The 21,014-nt window shown below is 62.7% G+C and carries 9 protein-coding genes; 3 read left to right on the forward strand and 6 right to left on the reverse strand.

The window, feature by feature from the left end:
• Nucleotides 1-64: 64 nt before the first annotated feature.
• On the forward strand, nucleotides 65-1,726 hold the full coding sequence (gene recN / locus AFK67_RS15600) for a DNA repair protein RecN (protein ID WP_007726980.1): 1,662 nt from the start codon (nucleotides 65-67) through the stop codon (nucleotides 1,724-1,726).
• 216 nt (nucleotides 1,727-1,942) lie between these two features.
• Nucleotides 1,943-2,287, forward strand: coding sequence for an outer membrane protein assembly factor BamE (gene bamE / locus AFK67_RS15605; protein ID WP_007726983.1), 345 nt, complete (start codon nucleotides 1,943-1,945; stop codon nucleotides 2,285-2,287).
• A 92-nt stretch (nucleotides 2,288-2,379) separates the two neighbouring features.
• On the opposite strand, the gene AFK67_RS15610 is transcribed toward bamE, so the two are convergent.
• Nucleotides 2,380-2,670 (reverse strand): RnfH family protein, encoded by a 291-nt coding sequence (locus tag AFK67_RS15610; RefSeq protein WP_007726984.1) that lies wholly within the window; start codon nucleotides 2,668-2,670, stop codon nucleotides 2,380-2,382.
• The gene (locus tag AFK67_RS15615; RefSeq protein ID WP_007681574.1) at nucleotides 2,660-3,097 is read right to left on the reverse strand and encodes a type II toxin-antitoxin system RatA family toxin; all 438 of its coding nucleotides are present in this window, start codon (nucleotides 3,095-3,097) and stop codon (nucleotides 2,660-2,662) included. Before AFK67_RS15615 ends, AFK67_RS15610 begins: the two co-directional genes overlap by 11 nt.
• 148 nt (nucleotides 3,098-3,245) lie before the next feature.
• Here AFK67_RS15615 and smpB point away from each other — a divergent pair, with 148 nt between their 5' ends.
• Nucleotides 3,246-3,728, forward strand: a complete 483-nt coding sequence (gene smpB, locus AFK67_RS15620; protein WP_007726986.1) for an SsrA-binding protein SmpB — start codon at nucleotides 3,246-3,248, stop codon at nucleotides 3,726-3,728.
• 191 nt (nucleotides 3,729-3,919) lie between these two features.
• Here the strand turns inward: smpB and AFK67_RS15625 are convergent, their stop codons facing one another.
• From AFK67_RS15625 to AFK67_RS15640, 4 genes are all read right to left on the reverse strand, one after another.
• Nucleotides 3,920-5,089: a beta-barrel domain-containing protein gene (locus AFK67_RS15625; RefSeq protein ID WP_007726988.1), complete on the reverse strand. Its 1,170-nt coding sequence runs from the start codon at nucleotides 5,087-5,089 to the stop codon at nucleotides 3,920-3,922.
• Nucleotides 5,090-5,098: 9 nt separating this feature from the next.
• Nucleotides 5,099-7,234 carry a type I secretion system permease/ATPase gene (locus AFK67_RS15630; RefSeq protein WP_007726990.1) on the reverse strand — a complete coding sequence of 712 codons (2,136 nt, stop codon included), beginning with the start codon at nucleotides 7,232-7,234 and terminating at the stop codon, nucleotides 5,099-5,101.
• A 23-nt stretch (nucleotides 7,235-7,257) separates the two neighbouring features.
• On the reverse strand, nucleotides 7,258-8,607 hold the full coding sequence (locus tag AFK67_RS15635) for a TolC family outer membrane protein (protein WP_007726992.1): 1,350 nt from the start codon (nucleotides 8,605-8,607) through the stop codon (nucleotides 7,258-7,260).
• An 89-nt stretch (nucleotides 8,608-8,696) separates the two neighbouring features.
• Nucleotides 8,697-20,858, reverse strand: a complete 12,162-nt coding sequence (locus AFK67_RS15640) for an Ig-like domain-containing protein (protein WP_038884352.1) — start codon at nucleotides 20,856-20,858, stop codon at nucleotides 8,697-8,699.
• Nucleotides 20,859-21,014: the final 156 nt, after the last annotated feature.

Genomic DNA, 21,014 nt, shown 5'->3' on the forward strand with positions numbered 1-21,014 from the left:
GTATATAAAACCAGTTTATACTGTATGCAATTACAGCTCTGTGAGTTTATACAGGAAGGCGGCTATGCTGGCACAATTAACCATCAGTAACTTCGCTATCGTTCGTGAACTGGAAATCGACTTTAACGCCGGGATGACCGCCATCACTGGTGAAACCGGCGCCGGTAAATCCATCGCGATCGATGCGCTGGGGTTGTGCCTCGGCGGCCGCGCTGAGGGCGACATGGTCCGCGCAGGCGCCAGCCGCGCCGATCTCTGCGCGCGCTTCGCGCTGAAAGATACCCCCGCCGCGCTGCGCTGGCTCGAAGAGAACCAGCTTGAAGACGGTAGCGAGTGTCTGCTGCGTCGCGTTATCAGCAGCGATGGCCGTTCGCGCGGGTTTATCAACGGCACCGCCGTGCCGCTTTCGCAACTGCGCGAGCTCGGCCAGTTGCTGATTCAGATTCACGGCCAGCACGCCCACCAGCTTCTGCTGAAGCCTGAACACCAGAAGCGCCTGCTGGACGGTTACGCTGGCGAAGGTTCGCTGATGGCGCAAATGGCCCAAAGCTATCGTCAGTGGCACCAGAGCTGCCGCGATTTAGCCCTGCATCAGCAGCAGAGCCAGGAGCGCGTCGCCCGCGCCGAGCTGCTGCACTATCAGTTAAAAGAGCTCAACGAATTCAACCCGCAGCCGGGCGAGTTTGAGCAAATTGATGAAGAGTACAAACGGTTAGCCAACAGCGGGCAGCTGCTTTCTACCAGCCAGCAGGCGTTAAACCTGCTGGCCGACGCGGAAGATGCCAACCTGCAAAGCCAGCTTTACAGCGCACGCAACCTGGTGACCGATCTGGTCGGTATGGATGACAAACTTTCCGGCGTGCTGAATATGCTTGAAGAGGCCGCCATCCAGCTGAGCGAAGCCAGTGACGAACTGCGCCACTACTGCGAGCGTCTGGATCTCGACCCGAACCGCCTGTATGAGCTGGAGCAGCGTCTCTCCCGTCAGATTACGCTTGCGCGTAAGCACCATATCGCCCCGGAAGAGCTGCCCGCGTTCCACCAGAAGCTGCTTGACGAACAGCAGCAGTTGGACGACCAGGCCGACTGCCTGGAAACCCTGACCCTTGCGGTCAACAAGCATCACCAGCAGGCGCTGGCGGTGGCCCGCGAGCTTCACGAAAGCCGCGTGGGTTATGCGCGCGAACTGACGCAGCTCATCACCGACAGCATGCATTCGCTGTCGATGCCGCACGGTCAGTTCACCATTGACGTGGTGTTTGAAGAGCACCATCTGACGGCGGAAGGCGCAGACCGCATCGATTTCCGTGTCTCCACGAACCCCGGTCAGCCGCTGCAACCGCTCGCCAAAGTGGCCTCTGGCGGCGAGCTCTCCCGTATCGCACTTGCGATTCAGGTGATCACGGCCCGTAAGATGGAAACCCCGGCGCTGATTTTCGATGAAGTGGATGTCGGTATCAGCGGCCCGACCGCCGCCGTGGTTGGTAAGCTGCTGCGCCAGCTCGGCGAGTCAACGCAGGTGATGTGCGTCACCCACCTGCCGCAGGTAGCCGGTTGCGGACACCATCACTTCTTTGTCAGCAAGGAAACGGACGGCGCGATGACCGAAACCCATATGCAGCCGCTCGATAAAAAAGCGCGCCTGCAGGAGCTGGCCCGTCTGCTCGGCGGCAGCGAAGTCACACGCAACACGCTCGCGAACGCCAAAGAGCTGCTGGCGGCGTAACATCACAGCAGGCGGGGCCAGCGCCCCGCCCTTTCGCTCAGAAAACCAGCAACCAAAGCGCACCGCGTGCTTTAATCGCGTTTTGCGCTAACTTTTTTCATCCGCTACGGTCATAGTGAAGCGCCTTAAGGTTTTAAACTGACTGAAGGTTTATTATCATCGGCTAATTATGTATGAGCCGCGTGTTGCTCGGGCCCGAAAAGGAATCTAATCACTATGCGCTGTAAAACGCTGACTGCTGCCGCAGCGGTCCTTCTGATGTTGACCGCAGGCTGTTCTACTCTGGAGCGAGTGGTTTACCGCCCCGACATTAATCAGGGTAACTACCTGACGCCTACCGACATTGCTAAAATCCGCATCGGCATGACGCAACAGCAGGTTGCCTACGCGCTGGGTACGCCGATGATGTCGGATCCGTTCGGCAGCAATACGTGGTTCTACATTTTTCGCCAGCAGCCGGGCCACGAAGATGTCACACAGCAGACGCTGACCCTGACCTTCAACAGCAACGGCGTGCTGACCAACATGGATAACAAACCGAAGCTCGACGCGCAGCGCTAATCGCCGTGCGTGAACGCGATAAAACAAAAAAGGTGCCTGAGGCACCTTTTTTATTGCGCGCAATAGCGAGCTGAAATGTAGCCCGCGACGCGTTACTTTTTCGCGGCTCGCTCGGCGCGCTGACGGCGCAGCTCTTTAGGGTCAGCAATCAGCGGCCGGTAGATTTCGACGCGGTCGCCATCGTTAAGCGTATCGGCAAGTTTAACCGGGCGGCTGTAAATCCCGACCTTGTTCTTTTTAAGGTCGATATCTCTGCGCAGCTCAAGCAGCCCGGAGGCGATAATCGCGTCTTCCACCGACGCGCCTTCGGCCAGCTTCACTTTACGCAGGTACTGTTTTTCAGGGAGGGCATACGCCACCTCCACCTGGATTTCACCCGGCACTGTAAACCTCTTTGGCGCGCTGCGAGAACGCCTGCACCATGCTGGAGGCCAGCTCTTTAAAGACCCGACCAAACGCGAGTTCGATGAGCTTGTTGGTGAATTCAAAATCGAGATTAAATTCAATCTGGCAGGCGTCTTCGGTCAGCGGCGTGAATTTCCAGCCGCCCATCAGCGACTTGAAGGGGCCATCGACCAGATGCATCAAAATGCTCTGATTGCTGATCAGCGTATTGCGGGTGGTGAACGTCTTGCTGATCCCGGCTTTCGAGACTTCGACCGCCGCCGTCATCTGGCCCGGAGAAGACTCCAGCACGCGGCTTCCCACGCAGCCGGGCAAAAATTCCGGATAGGATTTCACATCGTTCACTAACTGATACATCTGCTCAGCGCTGTAAGGCACCAGGGCAGTACGACTAATCTGGGGCATAGTATTTCCTGTGAGTCATACGACTTAGAAATAATAACATTTATCATCCATTAAACAAAAACTCGCCGGCAGACATGCTAAGATAACCCTTTTCCACCCCGGGGAAGGGGTGCGTTTTACGACTGGATTACCTATACTGAGCGGCACTATGACCAAGAAAAAAGCACACAAACCTGGCTCAGCCACTATTGCGCTCAACAAGCGCGCCCGTCACGAATACTTCATCGAAGATGAGTTTGAAGCAGGCCTGGCCCTCCAGGGCTGGGAAGTAAAATCCCTGCGCGCGGGTAAAGCCAATATCGGCGACAGCTATGTGATCCTCAAAGAAGGCGAAGCGTACCTGTTCGGCGCTAACTTCCAGCCGCTGAATGTGGCATCCACCCACGTGGTCTGCGATCCGACCCGTACCCGTAAGCTTCTGCTGAACCAGCGCGAACTGGACACGCTGTATGGCCGCGTGAACCGCGAAGGTTATACCGTGGTGGCGCTGTCGCTGTACTGGAAGAACGCGTGGTGCAAAGTCAAAATCGGCGTGGCGAAAGGTAAGAAGCAGCATGACAAGCGCTCCGACCTGAAAGATCGCGAATGGCAGCTCGACAAAGCGCGCATTATGAAACATGCCGGACGCTAAACGCACCAGCAAAAAAAACCGGCAAAAGCCGGTTTTTTTATGGCACAAAGATGGGCTGGGGTTAAATGGTGGGTGGGCTACGCTTACCCACCCTACATCGTCAACACGACTATTGCTGTGCGTCGGGCGGGTAAGCGCAGCGCACCCGCCATATCAACATCACTATCAACCTAACCCCAACGTCCCCCCGCCTACCGCTCCCGGAGCGCCTCTTTCACTTTGTTGAGCGGTTTAATCAAATAATCGAGCACCGTTTTCTGGCCGGTTTTAATCTCCACGTTCGCCACCATGCCTGGCAGGATCGGGAAGCGCTTGCCGTTGCGGTTTTTCAGCTCCGCGCTCCGGGTGCGCACATACACCCGGTAATAAAACTGATCGCGCTTCACCTCATCCTGCAGCGTATCCGGCGACACCATCTCCACCTCGCCTTTCAGATCCCCGTAAATCGACGAATCGTAGGCGGTTATCTTCACCGTCGCCGGCAGGCCGGGGCGGATATAGGCGATGTCGCGCGGGTTAATGCGCGTCTCCACCAGCAGTTGATCTTCCAGCGGCACGATCTCCATCAGCTTGCCGCCAGGCTGGAGCACGCCGCCCACGGTTGTCACCTGAATATCCTTCACCACCCCGCGCACAGGCGAAAACAACGTGGCGCGATCGAGCTGATCTGCCTTGCCTGCCATTGCCTGCAACTGGGCGTCGAGATCGGCGTTATTTTTCACCTGCTCTTCGCGGGCGCGTACCGCAAACTGGTTGCGCGCGTCGTCCATTTTGCCTTTCAGCTCTGCGGCCTGGCGTTGCAGGCGGATCACTTCTACTTCGCTCGCGGCCCCTTTCGCCACCAGCGGCTGGGTCATGCGTAGCTCCGCCATCACCAGATTGTAGGTTTTTTGCAGGTTCTCTAACGTTTCGTTCAGATTACGGCGGCGCGACTCATATAACTGACGCTCGCGAGCGACCAGCGCCGGTTCGCGCAGCGACTCCTCGCTAAACTTAAGCGGTTCGCCGGTCAGCTCCGAACGCAGCCGTTCGCTGGAGGCGCGCAGCGCCCTCGCGCGCGCCGCCGCTTCGCCGTAATTTGACTGAAATCGCGTCGGGTCGAGCCGCGCCAGCATCTGCCCACGTTCCACCACATCGCCCTCATGCACCAGCAGCGCGTTGACTATCCCGCCGTCCAGGCTCTCTATCACCTGCGCACGGCTTGACGGTGTGATTTTCCCGGTGCCCACCGTCACTTCATCCAGCGTTGCGAACCACGCCCAGACGAAAAACAGTACCAGCGCCGCCAGCGTCAACCAGATAACCGAGGAGTAAAACCGCCCCTGGCGCGCCAGTTCTTCCTGCATCGTCAGTTGACTCATTAATGCTCCTTACGCCACCGAGGCCACGTTGCTGTTGCGCTGCGCCTTTTGCAAAACGGCGTCGCGCGGGCCGTCCGCCACCACTTTGCCGTTCTCCATCACCACCACGCGATCGACCAGCGACAGCAGCGCCGGGCGGTGGGTCACCAGCACCAGCGTGCGACCGGTGAGCCACTGGTGAAGCTGGCGAATCACATGCGCCTCAAGCTGTTCATCCATCGACGCGGTAGGTTCGTCCAGCAGCACAATTTGCGGGTTACGCACCAGCAGACGGCTCAGCAGTACCATCTGGCGCTGGCCGCCGGAGAGCCCACGCCCGCCTTCGTTAATCAGCCGGTCGAGGCTCGCCGCGTCATGCTGAACCATCGAGAGCGCGCCGCTGATACGCAGCGCCTGCAACAGCTCGGCATCGGTGGCGTTGGGGTGGCCGAGCATCAGGTTCTGGCGCAGCGTGCCGAAGAACAGCCGCGACTCCTGCGACAAATACCCCACCTGACGACGTACATCCATCGGGTCGATGTGCGCCAGATCGACGCCGTCGATAATCACCTTGCCCTTGCTGGCCTGCGCCTGACCCGAAAGCAGTTTCAGCAGCGTCGATTTCCCGGCGCCCACTTTGCCGAGAATAGCCACGCGCTCGCCGGGCTTTATCTCCAGCGACGGGACCAGCAGCGCCTGATCGCCCTTTTCTTTGTCGTAGCTGTACTGCACATCCTGAAACTGATAGTGGCCCGCCAGCACCGGACAGTGCGCCATCTTGCTGCCCGCCTCTTTATCAAGCGGTTTTTTCAGCAGCTCGTTCAGTCCGCTCATGGCGGTTTTGGCGTGCTGCCAGCGGGAGAACACCATCGTCAGCTGCATCAGCGGCGCCAGCGTGCGCGAAGAAAGCAGGCTACACGCCACCAGCGTGCCGGTCGTGATTTGTCCATCAAGGACCAGATAGCTGCCGAACACCAGCATGCCCGCGTAGGTTATCTGCTGCACCGTGGACGCCCAGCCGCTTAAGCGCGCGCCCCAGACGCGCTGCTTCATACCGATGCCCGCCCCGACGCTATGGGTATGCTCCCACTGGCGCTGAAAATAGGGCTCCGCCTGCAACGCTTTGATATCTTCCACGCCCTCGATCGACTCCACCAGCACCGCGTTGCGGATCGCGCTCTCGCGCATCCCCTCTTTGGCGAGTTTCGCCATCGGCCACTGGATCAGAAGACCTGGGATCACAATCAGCGGGATCGCGATAAGCGGGATCGCCACCAGCTGTCCGCCCACCAGCGCCATGATCCCTAAAAAGAGCAATACAAACGGGATATCCATCGCCGCGCCAACGGTAGTGGAGGTCAGCAGCTCGCGCACCTGATCGATTTCGCGCAGCTGCGAGATAAACGATCCGGTGGATTTCGGCCGCTCGTCGTTTTTAATCGCCATCGCGCGGGCGTAAAACAGCGACGAGACGTTGAGATCGATATGCTTGCCCATAATGTCCGAGACATGGGTGCGGGCGAGACGAATAAAAAACTCAAACAGCGCCGCCAGCAGCACGCCGAAAAACAGCACCCACAGCGTCGGGAAGGACTCCGCCGGGATGACGCGGTCATAGACCTGCATCGAAAAGAGAATGCCCCCCAGCGCCAGCACGTTGCCGAGCACCGAGGCGAGCGAGATCTCGGCAAGCTTGCGTCCGGCGTGGCGGAAGTGTCGCCAGAACCAATGCTGTTCATAAGGCCGGGTAAAATCGTCAATGCGCGCGTCGCGCCCGCGGGCGGCGATGCCGAGCAGCGCCACCTCCGGTTTGACGCGCTCAAGCAGCGCGTCCAGCGGCTCTTCGCGCACCAGGTCGCCGCCTTCGCTCAGCCAGTAGGTCACCACGCCGTCGGCGTCGATGGCCTCCAGCAGCATCAGGCCGCCCTCTTCCAGCTGAACAATCACCGGCAGGGTCTGGCTGTTCCAGCGCATACTTTTCAGCGGCGTCAGGCGCACCTGTAAGCCCATCAGCGCCGCGAGCCGGTCGAGCCGCGGCGCCAGCGGCAGATTTTCAAACCAGCGCATCTGCTGGCGCACCGCCGGAGCGTCGGCGGGGAGCCCGAAACGCCCCGCCGCGCGGGTCATGGCGCGGATCCAGCTTTCGGTATCAGGGATCTGGGACATCACTACTCCTCAAAATGCCGCGCTCAGAGCGACGGCAGGGTATCGCCGGTCATCCGGGCGCGTTCAATGCCGAGCATATCGAGCAAATTATCCACTGCCGCCGCGTAGCGGACCGCCGCATCCCAGGCGTCGTAGCGGGCGGTAATGGCGAGCGTGTCGGCCTGAAACACATCCTGTTCGATGCTGAGCAGGTCGTTGAGGCTGCGCTTGCTGAGCCGGTATTCATCGCGGTAGACCTCGCGGGCATGTCCGGCGCTGGCTATCTGCTGTTCACCGGCCCGCTGGCGCTGCTGGGCGCCGGTGAGGTCGGCCCAGGCGGTAGCGGCTTTCTGGTTGATCTCAAGCTTGCTCGCCTCGACATCCGCACGGGCGCTGGCGCGATCGCCTTCGGCGGCGTCCACGCGGGCGCTGACCGCCCCGCCCTGATAGACCGGCGCGTCCACCACCAGTTGCACCTGGTCGTCCCAGTAATTCGCGTTGTCGTTCTGGTAGCGCGTGCGTCCGGCCTGCACCGAGACCGTCGGCCAGTGCTGCGCCTGCGCCTGACGAATGCGCTGTTCGGCGGCGAGCTGTTTGGCCTGCGCGGCGCGCACCGCGTTGGTCTGCTCGTACGGCAGCGATTTCAGCGTAATGGGCTGGCGCAATAAATCTTCCGGGAGATCGGGCAGCGTGTCGGCCACCACGCCGGTCAGCACGCTTAACGCCGCCTGCGCCGAACGCGCCTGGGCGCGATACTGCTCAAGCGTCGCGTTCATCCCGGCGATACGGCTCTGCGCCTGCAACACGTCCGACTGGGTACTGAGCCCGGCCTCTGAGCGTAAATCCGCCATATTCTGCACGGCGCGCAACGACGCAAGATTACGCACCGCGGCCTCGGCGAGGCTCTGATAACGGCGCACCTGCAAATACGCCTGTAGCGTCTGCATCCCGACCTGATTCAGCGTGTCGTAAAGCTGAAACCGGTAGGCTTCGGAGAGATTCTCCTGCTCGTCGATGCTGCCGCCGGTTTTGCCGAAGTCGTAAATCAGCTGTTTGAGGTTCACGCCGCCTGCGGCGTTACTGTTGAGTGAGCCTGAGGAGTCGGTGCGATGGTTACGCCCGACGTTGCCCTGAAGGGAGATTTGCGGAAACCAGGCGCTTTGCGCCTCTTCCAGATTGGCTTTGCCCACCCGGATCTGCGCCGCCGCCTGGGCGATTTTCGGGTTACGCGCGAAGGCGCGCAGAATGGCTTCTTTAATAGTGAGCTGCGCCTGCAACTGCTCGCTCGGGGCGGTCTGCCAGGTAAATTCCTCCTGGGAAACAGCGGGAAAACTCATCAGGACGGTCGCCAGCATCAATGCCAGCCGCCTGTAGCGCATTGTATTGTTGTGCATCCTGTTTCCACCTTAATAACGCCGTCTTTGCGGCCGGTGATATTGTTAAAATGACGCTGGCACCTCTTCCCTGAGGCGCCGTGGCGTTGTCAGACCATATTGACGTGCAAGCCGTGCTGGATAAGCACATCTCCCAGCGTGTTGGTCTGTGAACTGTTATGCCAGACGTCGAACTGCACGCCGTCCACTTCCCGCTGCCCGCTCACTTCCCAGATGTCGCTGCCGCCTTTCACCAGATTGACCCGGTCCCCGTCGACGCCCTTGACGATCAGATCGTCTTCCGGCTTGTCGGTTAAGGTCAGGGCCTGATGAAGATCCAGCGTCAGGCTGTTAGTGCCGGACTTACCGAGATCGAAAATCTCGATGTGCTTGATCTGGCCGTCGAGCGCCGTGAGATCGAGCTTCATATTGACGCCGTCAATCACCAGCGTATCGGTGCCCGCGCCGCCATCCAGTGATGCGAAACCGAGCGTCGCGAGGTGAATGGTGTCGCTGCCACTACTGCCCTGCAGTGACTCGCCACTCTGGCTGGTGCCATCGGCGAGATCGATGCTGACCCCGCCGATGGTGTAACCGCCTGTCGCGCTTGCCGTATCCTCCGCCGTGGCGCTGTTCTCCTCCGCCGTGACCGCCACTGTCGCGGTTTTCGCTGTCGCTGTGGTCTGCTGAGTGTCGCTCTGCGTGGCGGTCTGGCTGTTTTCATCAGAGAGCGCGAACAGCGCCGCCTCATGCTCAACGCTCGCGGCGGCGAAGGTGGCAGGCGGCGTGGTGGAGATAATCTGCCCGCCGAGGCCGACGTTCAGGTAGCCGGTGTTGCCCGCCGCATCCGTGGCGTAAATATTCAGCACGCTGGAGAGCGACAGCAGTTGCAGAATATTGAGCCCCAGCCCGAGGTTGGCCGACCAGTTACCGTTGCTGTCGGTAATGGCCGTGGTGTTCACCGTCCCGTTCAGCAACGAAAGATGCACGACCGAGCCCGGCGCCAGGTTGGTCGAGCCACCGCGCAGCGTCAGGCCCGTAGAGAGCAGCGCGAGCGGGTTAAGGCTTGCCAGCGGCGTAAAGGAGAGCGTCGGGGTGGTGAGTTTCACCGTCACGTCGCTGCTGGTGCTGTTGACGTTGCCGACTTTATCCGTCACCGAGACGCCGACTTTCAGCGCGCCGTTACTCAGGCCCTGCAGAATGGTGTTGGTCACCGGCAGCGTCCAGGTGCCGTCGCTGGCCACGGCCGCGTTATAGGTGTTGGCGCCGAGCGTCACCTTCACCGTCGCGCCATCGGTCACGCCGCTGATCTTGCCGCTCAGCGTCTGGCCGCTGCCCGCTTCGCTGACGTTCAGATAACCGTCGTTGCCGAACAGCGAGGTGAGCGACACGGTCGGCAGCGAATGGGTTACCACATTCAGCAAACCGCTGGTGCTGGTGCTGTTGCCCGCCGGGTTGGTGACGCTGGCGTTGACCGTCAGCGTGCCGTCCAGCAGACCGCTGAGATCGGTCTTCGGCACCGAGAGCTGCCAGGTGCCGTCGTTGCCGACGGTCGTGACGTAGCTTTTACCGCCAAGCGACACCCTGACCTGCGACCCTACGGCATTGGTGCTGGTGCCGGTGATGGTCTGGGCGCTCAGAATGTCGGTAGCGTTGAGGCCGTTATCGCCAAACAGCGAGGTGATGGCGAGCGTCGGCAGCGCGCCGATGCTGACATTCAGCCCGCCATTGGCGCTGGCGGTGTTGCCCGCCGTATCGCGCGCCGTCACGGTCACATTCAGCGGGCCGTCGGCGAGCCCTTGCAGCGAGGTCGTCGGTACCGATACCTGCCAGGTGCCGTCGGCGCGTACTGTGGTGTTAAACGTCAGCGCGCCGAGCGTCACGGTTAGCGCGCTGCCCGCCGCCAGGTTAGTGGCGGTGCCGCTGATAAGCTGCGGACTCAGCAGATCGCTTAAGCTCAGAAGGCCGTCGCCAAAGACAGGGTTCACCACCACCTGCGGCAGCGCCTGAACAATCGCGCTCACCACCTGCGAGCCGGTCGCCACATTGCCGACCGGGTCCGTCACGCTGGCGCTCACCGTCAGCGTGCCGTCCTGGATACCTTTGAGCGTCGTGGCTGGGACATTCACCGACCAGGCGCCGTTATTGATGGTCGCCGTAAAGGCACTGCCGCCGACATTCACCGTGACGGTGCCGTTCGCAAGGTTACTGGTGCCGCTAATGACCTGCCCGGCGTTCGCCTCCGCCGCGTTCAGCCAGCCGTCGCCGCCAAAGAGCGTAGTAATAGCGACCGTCGGCAGTGAGGTGATCCCAACGACCACCGGCGCGCCATTCACCGTCGTGGTGTTGCCGTCAGGCGTTGTGATGGTCACGCGCGGGGTCAGCGAGCCTTCGGCCAGCGAGGCGAGATCGGTCGGGTTCAGCTGAATACTGAAGCGCCCGTCGCTGCCCACCGTGCCGTTAAAGGTGCGCGCGCCAAGCGCCACGCTCACCGTCGAGCCCGCCGTCGCGTTGGTCACAACGCCGGAAATCGTCTGGCTCGTCAGCGCCTCGGTAGCGTTCAGCAGGCCGTCGCCGAAGACCGACAGCGAGCTGAGCGTCGGGGCCAGCAGATCCAGCCTCAGCGAGCCGCTGGTGGAGGCGGTATTGCCGTTGGTATCCGTGGCCGTAACGGTCACGGTCTGGTTGCCGGTGGCGATCCCGGTGAGCGCGCTCTGTACCGCGCCCGGCAGGTTCACGCTCCAGACGCCGTTCGGGCCGACCGTGGCCGTAAAGGCGGGCGTGCTGCCAATCTGGATCGTCAGCGTCTGCCCCGCAAGCCCGGTGGCGGTGCCGCTGAGCGCGCCCTGCAACAGCTCAGGGATACTCAGCGTGCCGTCGCCGAACAGCGAGCCGATGTTAATCGTCGGCAGGTTGTTGATAGCGACGTTGAAACTTGCGCCCGTAGTGTTGACGTTGCCTGCGTTATCGGTGACCACGACCTGCAACGCGACCTGACCGTCAGGCAGCCCTGCGAGTAGCGTGGAGGGCAGCGTCGCGGTCCAGCGACCGGCGTCGTCCACCACCGCCGTCAGGCGCTGACCGGCGATATTAACGATAACCGACGAGACATTTTCCGCATTGCTGACCACGCCGCTGATGGTCTGGTTAACCGTGCTGTCCGCGACGTTAATCAGGTTGTCGCCGCCCACCAGCACCTGGCTGATGACCGGTACGTCCGTCAGCGCCAGGTTAATGTCGATGATTTCATTACGCACGTTGCCGAAAGCGTCGGTGACGTTGAGCTGTACCGCAAGCGTGTTATCGACGATGCCCTGCCAGAGGCTCGGCGGGAAATCAACGGAGATGCGCCCGTCGCCGCCTACCAGCACGTCCAGCGGCACGTTGATATCGGTGCCCACCAGCGTCGCGGTCACTGTCGCGCCGCGATAGTCGCCGCTCAGTTGACCGGTCAATGTCTGGGTCACCAGCGATTCCGCCACGTTCAGGATGCCGTCCCCGCCGAACAGGTCATCCACCAGCACGCCCAGTCCTTTGTTGAGCGCGACATTGAGCGCCACGTTGTTGGTGGAGGTGTTGCCCTGCGCGTCAGTAGAAGTGATGTTTATCACCTGTGCGCCGTCGGTGAGCGTGTTGAGATCGACCTGCGGGAAGGTGTAATTCCAGTTGCCGTCCTGATCCACCACTGCTGTTTGCGTCAATGGCCCGATCCGCAGCGTGACCGTCTGGCCCGGCTCGCCGGTCCCCTGTAACAGCAGCCCGCCCGCCGCGTTAACGGTGTTGAGCACCGCAGGCACGCCCGCGGCGTCTACCGTCAGCAGCGGCCCGTCGGCGTTCAGAGTAACGGTGCGGCTGTCGGTATCCGTGTTCCCCGCCGCGTCGGTAAGCGTGGCGGTGACGGTATAGTCGCCGTCCGCCAGCCCGGAGACCGCGCTTTGCGGCACGCTGACGCTCCACGCGCCGTCCGCGCCGACCACGGCGTAGTAAGTTTCGCCGTTAAAGGTAACCGTGACCTGACGACCCGCCTCCGAAGTGCTGGCGGTGCCGCTCAGCACCAGTGGCTGGCTGGCTTCGGTCGCGTCGATAATGTCATCGCCCGCAATCGCGCCCACGGTCACGACCGGCGGCACTGTATCGAGCGCGACGGTCACGGTTGTGGTGGCTGGCGTACCGCCATCGGTCGTCGCCACCACGGTGTAGTTGCCTTGATCCGGGAACTGCGTGGCAGGAACATCCAGCGACCAGCTGCCGTCCGGCTGTACCGTCGCCGTACCGACCGTCGCGCCGTTAATGGTCACGGTCACGGTGGAGACATCGCCAAGCGTGGTGCCGCTCAGCGCCACCGTATCGCCCAGTTCGCCCGCGTTAATGATGTTATCGCCCGTGACCGGGTTAATGCTGACCGCCACCGGCGGCGGCGTGGTGTCCACCGATACCGGCGTCGCAGGCGCGGTCGCTACGTTGCCTGCCCGGTCGGTGACCGTAGCGCTAATCTCCTGAGCGCCGTTGGCGAGCGTCGCCAGTTGCGCCGGGGAGAGCTGAAGCGACCAGGTGTTACCGTTCAGTACCGTGGTGGTAAAGCTCTGGCCCGCCAGGGTGACAGTAATGGTCTGCCCCGGCTCGACGTTAGTCACGGTACCGGTAATGGTCTGCGCCTGCTGGCTCTCCGCCCCGCTCAGCCCGTCGCCGCCAAACGGCGCGTCGATGGTGAGCGTAGGCGCGGCGAGCGACACGTAGAGCGGCGCGGTGGTCACGGCGGTGTTGCCCGCGCCATCCACCAGGCTCACGCTCACCGCCTGCAGGCCGTTCGGCACGTTTGCCCAGTCCGCCGCGCTCAGGTTCAGCGTCCAGGTATTGCCGGTGATGGTCACGCGATCGGGCCCGAAGGTCTGGTTACCGATGGTGACGGTAATCTCACTGCCCGCCGGGATATCGCTGGTCAGCGTGCCGCTGATAGCGCCCGCCGCGCCCGCTTCGTTGATATTCACATAACCGTCGCCGAACAGCGGCTGGGTGACCGCCACCGCAGGCGGCGTCAGCGCCGCCTGGAACGGTACCTCGATGGGCTGGGTGTTGCCGAAGTTATCCTGCGCGATGATGGTCAGCGTATGGTCGCCAGGCGACAGCCCCGCCAGCGCGCCCGCGGGCAGAGGCAGCGTCCAGTTGCCCGCGTTGTCGACATTGGCCACATAGGTCGTGCCGTTCACGTCGATCGTGACTGAAACATACTGGTTAGAGCCGGTAATACCGGTGGTGCCGGTAAGCGTCAGCGGCGCACTGGCCTCGCTGATGTTCAGGATGGTGTCATCGCCAAACAGCGTGGTCACCGTCGGCGCAGGCAGTTGGGTTTGCACCGCGAACGACCCCGGCTGGCTGTCGGTATTGCCGAAGGCGTCACGCACGTTGACCGTGAAATCCTGCGTGCTGCCCGGCGTCAGATCGGTGAACGCGGCAGGCGGCAGCGAGACTGACCAGTCGCCGTTCTCCAGCACCGTGCCGGTGTAGGTGTTGCCGTTCAGCACAATCGCTACCGTCTGGCCCGCCCCGCTCACGCCGGTGGAGCCAGTGATCGTCTGGGCGGCGCCCGCCTCGGCGTTGTTCAGCGCGCCATCGATAAACGGCGTGTTGATAGTCGCGTCCGGAATGTTGTTAATGCGTGATTCGAAGCTGTCGGTGAGCGTGCTGGTATTGCCCGCCGTATCGGTGACCACGACGGTGACCGCAATGGTGCCGTCCGGCAGCGCGCCGAGCTGCGCAGGCGTCAACGGCAGCGACCAGTTGCCGTTCGCATCGACGGTCGCCTCCACCATCGTGCCGTTATTGACGCTCACCATCACGGTGTCGATACGCCCGGCAGGCAGGCCGGTAGCGCCGCTAAGCGCGCTACCCGCGCCGGCTTCGGCGGCGTTCAGGATGCCGTCGGTAAACGGCTCCGTCAGCGCTGGGGTCGGCAGCGGGTCGGCGTAAACGGTAAACGTCGCCTCCGGGCTGGTGACGGTATTGCCTGCGCGATCCGAAACGGTGACCGTCATAGTGTGATTGCCATCGGCCAGCGCGCCCAACTGCGCCGGCGTCAGCGCCACCGTCCAGTTGCCGTTGTTATCGACCGTGCCGGTAAGTGCCGCGCCGCCATCGATGCTTATCTGCACCGTCTGGCCCGCGCCGGTCAGGCCGGTATTGCCGGTAACCTGCTGGCCGAGCGCCGCCTCACTCTGGTTGATAATGCCATCGCCAAAGAGCAGATCCGGCACGGCGGCGGTCGGCGGCGTGCGCAACACCTCCACCGACGCGCCCGCGCTCGCCGGGTTGCCGAACTGATCCTGCGCGCTGACGGAGAGCGTGTACTGGCCGTTTTGCAGCGCCGTCAGCTGGTCGGGGCCGACATTAATCTGCCATGCGCCGCCCGCGCCGATGACGCCATTCAGCGTCACGCCGCCCACGGTGACCACAATCGGCGTATTGACGGCAAGCCCCGTCGAGGTGCCGCTGATAACGCCGCCGTTCTGGATTTCGCTCAGGTTAATCAGGCCGTCGGTGAAAATCGTGCCGAGCGCGACGGTCGGCGTGGTGTCATTACCAACGGTAACCGGCAGCGGCTGGCTGTCGCGGTTGCCGGTCGGGTCGGTCACCGTGAGCGTCAGTTCCTGCGGGCCATTCTCCAGCGCCTGCAGTTGCGCAGCCGGAATAGTAATACTCCAGTTGCCGTCGTTACCCGCCACCGTCTGATAGGTCTGGTCGCCGACCGTTAATTCCACCGTCGATCCTGCCGTCGTGGTGCCGCCGAGCGTCTGCTCGGTCAGTGATTCACTGACGTTCAGGATCCCGTCATCCAGGAAGCTGCCGGGGTTGATGCCGGTTGCGGGCAGTGAGGTATCCACCGTCACCGTGCTGGTGTCGGTCGCCGTGTTTTGCGCCGCGTCGCTGGCGGTGACCGTGACGGTATAACCGTCATCGGCAAGCCCGGCGAGCGCCGACGCCGGCACCGTCACGCTCCACAGGCCGTTGGCATCAGTGGTGCCGGTGTAGGTGACGTTATTAAAGACCACGCTGACGATAGTGCCCGGCGCGAGATTCGACGAGGTGCCGGTGATATCCAGCGGCTGGCCGCTCTCCTGGCTATTGATGATGTCATCGCCCGCGATCGGGTTCAGCGCCACCTGTGGCTGTGAGCCAGGCTGGGCGGCGAAGTTCACCGGATACTGAACAAACGCCTGGTTGCCCGACTGGTCAGTAACGGTAACGCCCACGATCTGCTGACCATCCGCGACCTGCGCCAGCGCGGTGGTCGGGACCGTCACGGTCCAGGTGCCGTTCGCCTGAACCTCGCCGGTATACGTCTGCCCGTTGAGGGTGACGGTCACGGTCTGGCCCGACTCGACGCGGGTGGTGGTGCCGGTGATTTGCAGCGGCGACTGCGCTTCGGCGGCGTTGATGAAATTATCCGTCGCCACGGTATTCACCGTCACCAGCGGCGCGTTAGCCGCCGAGGCATCGAGCGTCAGCGACACTCTTTCGCTGCTGGTGTTGCCCGCCGCGTCACTCACCGTGGCGATGACGCTGACCGGGCCGTCCGGCAGGCTCGCGAGCGCGCCCGCAGGCAGCGTCACGCTCCAGCTGCCGTCGCTTTGCACCAGCGCGCTGTAGCTTTGGCCGCCAATCTGCACCAGCACCGTTTGCGGGTTCTGCGGATCGTACGGCGTCGCGCTGCCGCTAATGGTCAGCGGCTGTGCGGCTTCGGTAGCGTTGATGATGTTATCGGCGGTGATGTCGTTAACGCTCAGCACCGGCGCGGTGAGATCGACCGTCACCGTGCTTGTCGAGGTGTTCTGGTTCCCGGCGGCGTCAGTCGCGGTCACGACCAGCGGCGTCTCGCCTTCGTTAAGGCCCTGCAGCGCGGCGGGCGGCAGCGTGACCGACCAGTTGCCGCTGCTGTCCACCACGGCGGTGTAGGTGTCGTCGCCAAGCTGAACGGTGACGGTTTGCCCCGCGCCATTAACGCCGGTAGCGCCGCTCAGCGTGCCGCCTGCGCTCACTTCCGCAGCGCTGATAATACCGTCGGTAAATGGCGTGTTGAGCGTCACTTCCGGCAGCGCGGTGGTGATAATGGTAAAGCTCTGGTTGCCGGAGACGACCGCGCCGTTTTCATCGGTGCCGGAGACCGTCAGCGTTGCGGTGCCGTCGCCGATGGCGATCGCATCCGCGCGCGGTACGGTGACGCTCCAGCCGCCGTCGGCGTCGGTGGCCGCGGTGTACTGTTTGCCGTTGAGCGTGATGGTTAGCGTCGTTTGCGGCGCGAAGTTCACGCTGGTGCCACTCAGCACCAGGCCATCGGCGATATCGTTCAGCGAGACGCGGTTATCACCGGTTACCGGCGTAACCGTCAGCGCGCTGATGTCGGTATCGACGCTAAAGCCGCGATCGAGGCTTACGCTGTTGCCCGCCGCGTCGCTCGCGCCAACCGTCAAAGTGTAATCGCCGTTAGTCAGGCCCGTTAAGGCGCTGGCGGGCAGATCCACCTGCCAGCGACCCGCTGAATCCACGACGCCGGTGAACGTATCGTCGCCAAGCGTCACCGTGACGGTCTGGCCGGCGGTGACGTTGGTAGCGGTGCCGCGAAGCGTTACCCCGGTGGCGCGTTCCCCGGCGTCGATAACGCCGTCGCCGCCCACCGGATCGATAGTCAGCAGCGGCGCGCGCGCCGGGTCGACCGCGACAGTTATCGGGCGCGAGGCGGTGGCGGTGTTGCCCGCCGCGTCGGTGACCGTGACGCTAAACTGCGCCTGGCCGTTCGGCAGCGCCTGCAGATCCGCCGCCGGAATATCCACCGTCCATTCGCCGTTCGCGCCGGTCACGGTGGTGTTGTAGGTTTTGCCGTTCAGCGTCACGACGATACTGTCGCCCTGCGCGGCCCCGGCGGCGACGCCCGAGAACGGCTGCGCCTGGCCCGCTTCGGTGATATTCAGCGCGTCATCCTGCGCGAACGGATTGAGCGTCAGCGTCGGCGCGTCGACATCGACGGTGAAATCGACCGTCGAGGTCTGGCTGTTGCCCGCCGCGTCGCGTACCACGATTTGCAGCGGCACAGGGGAGTCATTGCCGGTGAGCGAGTCCAGCGCGCCGGACGGCAGCGTCACCGACCAGTTTCCGTTGACGTCGACAGTGCCCTGATAGGCCTGGCCGTTCAGCGTGATGGTGATGGTCTGGCCCGCGCCGGTGCTGCCGGTGGTGCCGGTGAGCGTCTGGTTCACACCCGCTTCCGCCTGGCTCAGCGTGCCGTCGGTAAACAGCGGGTCCACCGTCACATCCGGCAGGTTGTTGATGATAACCGTGAGCGTATGGCTGTCGCTGACGCCGCCCGCCTGCGCGGTGGCGGTCACTTCATAGCTGCCATCGGGGAGCTGTTGCAGATCTGCGGCCGGAACGGTGGTTTGCCAGTTGCCGCTGGCGTCGACGGTTGCGGTGTAGGTGATGCCGTTGAGCGTGACGGTGATTTCGGTGTTGGCCGCCAGCCCGGCGCTGGTGCCGCGAATGGTTAACGGGGAATCCGCTTCGGCGCGGTTAATAAAATCGTCGTCGGCGATGATGCTGATGGCGACGCCGGACGCCGCGGTATCGACCGTAATCGGCGCCTGAATCGTCTGCGTCTGGTTCCAGGTATCCGTGACGCTCACCTGAATGGCGTTATCGCCGTTCGCCAGCCCCTGCAACACGACGGCAGGCACATCGACGCGCCAGTTGCCTGCCGCATCCACCGTCGCCGTGGCGCTCCACGCGCCGATGGTCACGGCGACCAGGCTGCCCGGCTCGGCGTTGGCCACGCTGCCCTGCAGGGGCTGCGCGGTTTTGATTTCCGCCGCGTCCAGCACATTGTCACCGGTAAACGGCGTGACGGTGACAGATGGCTGCGCGGTTTTCACATCGATGGCGTCGGTCACCGTCGTGGTATTGCCCGCGGCGTCGGTGGTCGTCACCACAACCGGGTTTGCACCGGGTGACAGCGCGCCAAGATCGGCCGCCGGTAGCGTTATCTGCCAGTTGCCGTCGCTGCCGGTCGTCGTGGTGTAAGTCTGGCCGTTGAGCGTAACCGTAACGGTTTGCCCTGCCTCCGAACTGTTGCCGGAGAGCACCTGATCGGTCGTCAGCTCCTGGGCGTTCAGCTTGCCGTCGTCGGTCAGGGTGTAGAGCGAGAGCGTGGGCGGCGTGGTGTCAACGGTAACGGTGGTATTGCTGCTGGCGCTGTTGCCCGCACCGTCCGTGACCGTGACCACAACCGGCGTCTGCCCGGTCGGCAGCGTTTGCAGCTGCGAGGCCGGTGCGGTGACGCTCCAGCCGCCGTCAGCGCCTGCTGTCGTGGTATAGGTCTGGTTGCCGAGCTGTACGGTGACCGTCTGGCCGCTACCGCTGACGCCGGTGTTGCCGGTGAGCGTCTGATTCTGCTGCAGGTCGGCGGCGTTCAGCGCGCCGTCGCCAAACGGCGTGGTGATGGTCGGCTCCGGCAGATCGTTAATCGCGACGTTAATCACGCGGTCGGCGGTGGCGCTGGTCTGCCCGGCGGTGACGGTCGCCGTCACGGTGCGCGGGCCATCCGGCAGCGAGGCCAGGTCGGCCGCCGGAATCAGCACGCTCCAGTTGCCCGCGCTGTCGAGCACGGCGGTGTAGGTTTTGTCGTTAAATGTGACCGTCACCTGCGCGCCTGGCCCGGTCACGGTGGTGATACCGCGAATTTCCAGCGGCTGCGTGGCTTCCGCCGCGTTGAGGTAGTCGTCTGTGGAGAGAATGGCAATCGAGACCGACGGCACGGTGCGATCGACCGGGATAGTGTCCGTCACGGTAAGCGGCGCGCCGGTGCCGTTCGGTACGCTGACACTGAGCGTGGCGTTGCCGTTGGCGAGCGCCTGGAGGTCACCACTCGGGAGGGTCACCTGCCAGGTGCCGTCGCCCCCGACCGTAGCATAATAGTTCTGGCCATTGAGCGTGACCGTCACTACCGTGCCCGCCGCGATATTCTGCGTCGAGCCGCTCAGCACCTGATCGATGCCGAGCTCAGCGCCATTCAGGGCGTTATCCGCCGTCAGCGGATCCACCGCCAGCGCCGGCTGGTCGAAATTAACGGTAAACCGGGTTTCGCTGGTGGTGGTGTTGCCCGCAAGATCGGTAATGCTGACGCCAAGCACGTACTGCTGCCCGTCCTGCAACGCCTGAAGATCTGCCGCCGGAATGGCCGCCTGCCAGCGGCCATCGGCTTCCACAACGGCGGTGTAGGTTTTCCCGTTCAGCGTGATGGTGACGATTTGCCCCTCTTCCGCGACTCCCGTGGAGCCGCGCAGGATCTGATCGGTTGCGGTCTGCTCGCCGCCGAGCACCCCGTCGGTAAACGGCGTCAGCTGTAACGTGGGAGCCACGGTGTCGACGTTAATATCGACCGTCTGGTTCACCGTGTTGCCGTTAACGTCCACCAGCGATACGGTGATTGTGTTCAGCCCCTGCGGCAGCGTTTGCAGTACGCTTGCAGGAAGCGTCACGCTCCAGGTGCCGTCGGCACCGATAACGCCAGTGTAGGTCTGGCCGCCCAGCGTGACGGTGATGGTGCGCCCCGCGTTAGCGACATCCACGACGCCGCTCAGCACCTGGTTTTGCAGCACTTCGCTGGCGTTAAGCACGTTATCCTCGGTGAACGGATCGAGGTCGATTGCCGCCGGATCTGGCGTTTCGCCACCGCCATTGTCACCACCGCCGTTATCCCCGCCCCCGTTGTCGCCGCCGCCGTTGTTGTTATCGTTGCCGCCGCCCCCACCGCCGCCGCTGTCGCTGGCTGCAATCGCGACGCCCGCGATAGCCCCGACTGCCGCGATCCCGCCCAGCACTTCCAGGGTGGTCAGCCCTTCCGCACCCGTCAGCGCGCCGAGGGAGGTTTCCGCCATCGTCGGCACAATCGCCTCGGCGACCGCCGGGCCGGGCTCGGAGGCAAAAGGAAACAGCGCGTGGTGCACGCCGTTGTCGTCTTCGAAAATGAGTTCGCTGTGCTGACCTTCAGCATCAAGCTGGAAGAAGTTCTGGTAGCGCACCGTTGTCCCGTCTTTCATATGGACAATCAGGTCGTTTCCCTGCCGTTCATAAAAATTAACCGTTTCGGGAGAAGCATTTATTCGCACAATGCTGGTCTGGGATAAATTCACCACCCGGTCCGCACTCTGTGAATAATGGTTAACGACATCTCCGGTATTCTGGTTGAGAATATCCACGGTAGGCGAAAGACTATTTTGAACGGCCATTCTTCATTTCCTCTGACTGGGGAAGCACGCTGCGCGGCACAAGCGTCCATTAATAGACACTTATGGGTTACCCCTTACCGAACAGGGCGGCGCTGGGGAGAGTCGATGTCCCGAAATGTGTTGAAATATTTGTTAAACCAATAAAAACAATAAGTT

It is taken from the genome of Cronobacter dublinensis subsp. dublinensis LMG 23823 (assembly GCF_001277235.1).
Classification (GTDB): domain Bacteria; phylum Pseudomonadota; class Gammaproteobacteria; order Enterobacterales; family Enterobacteriaceae; genus Cronobacter; species Cronobacter dublinensis.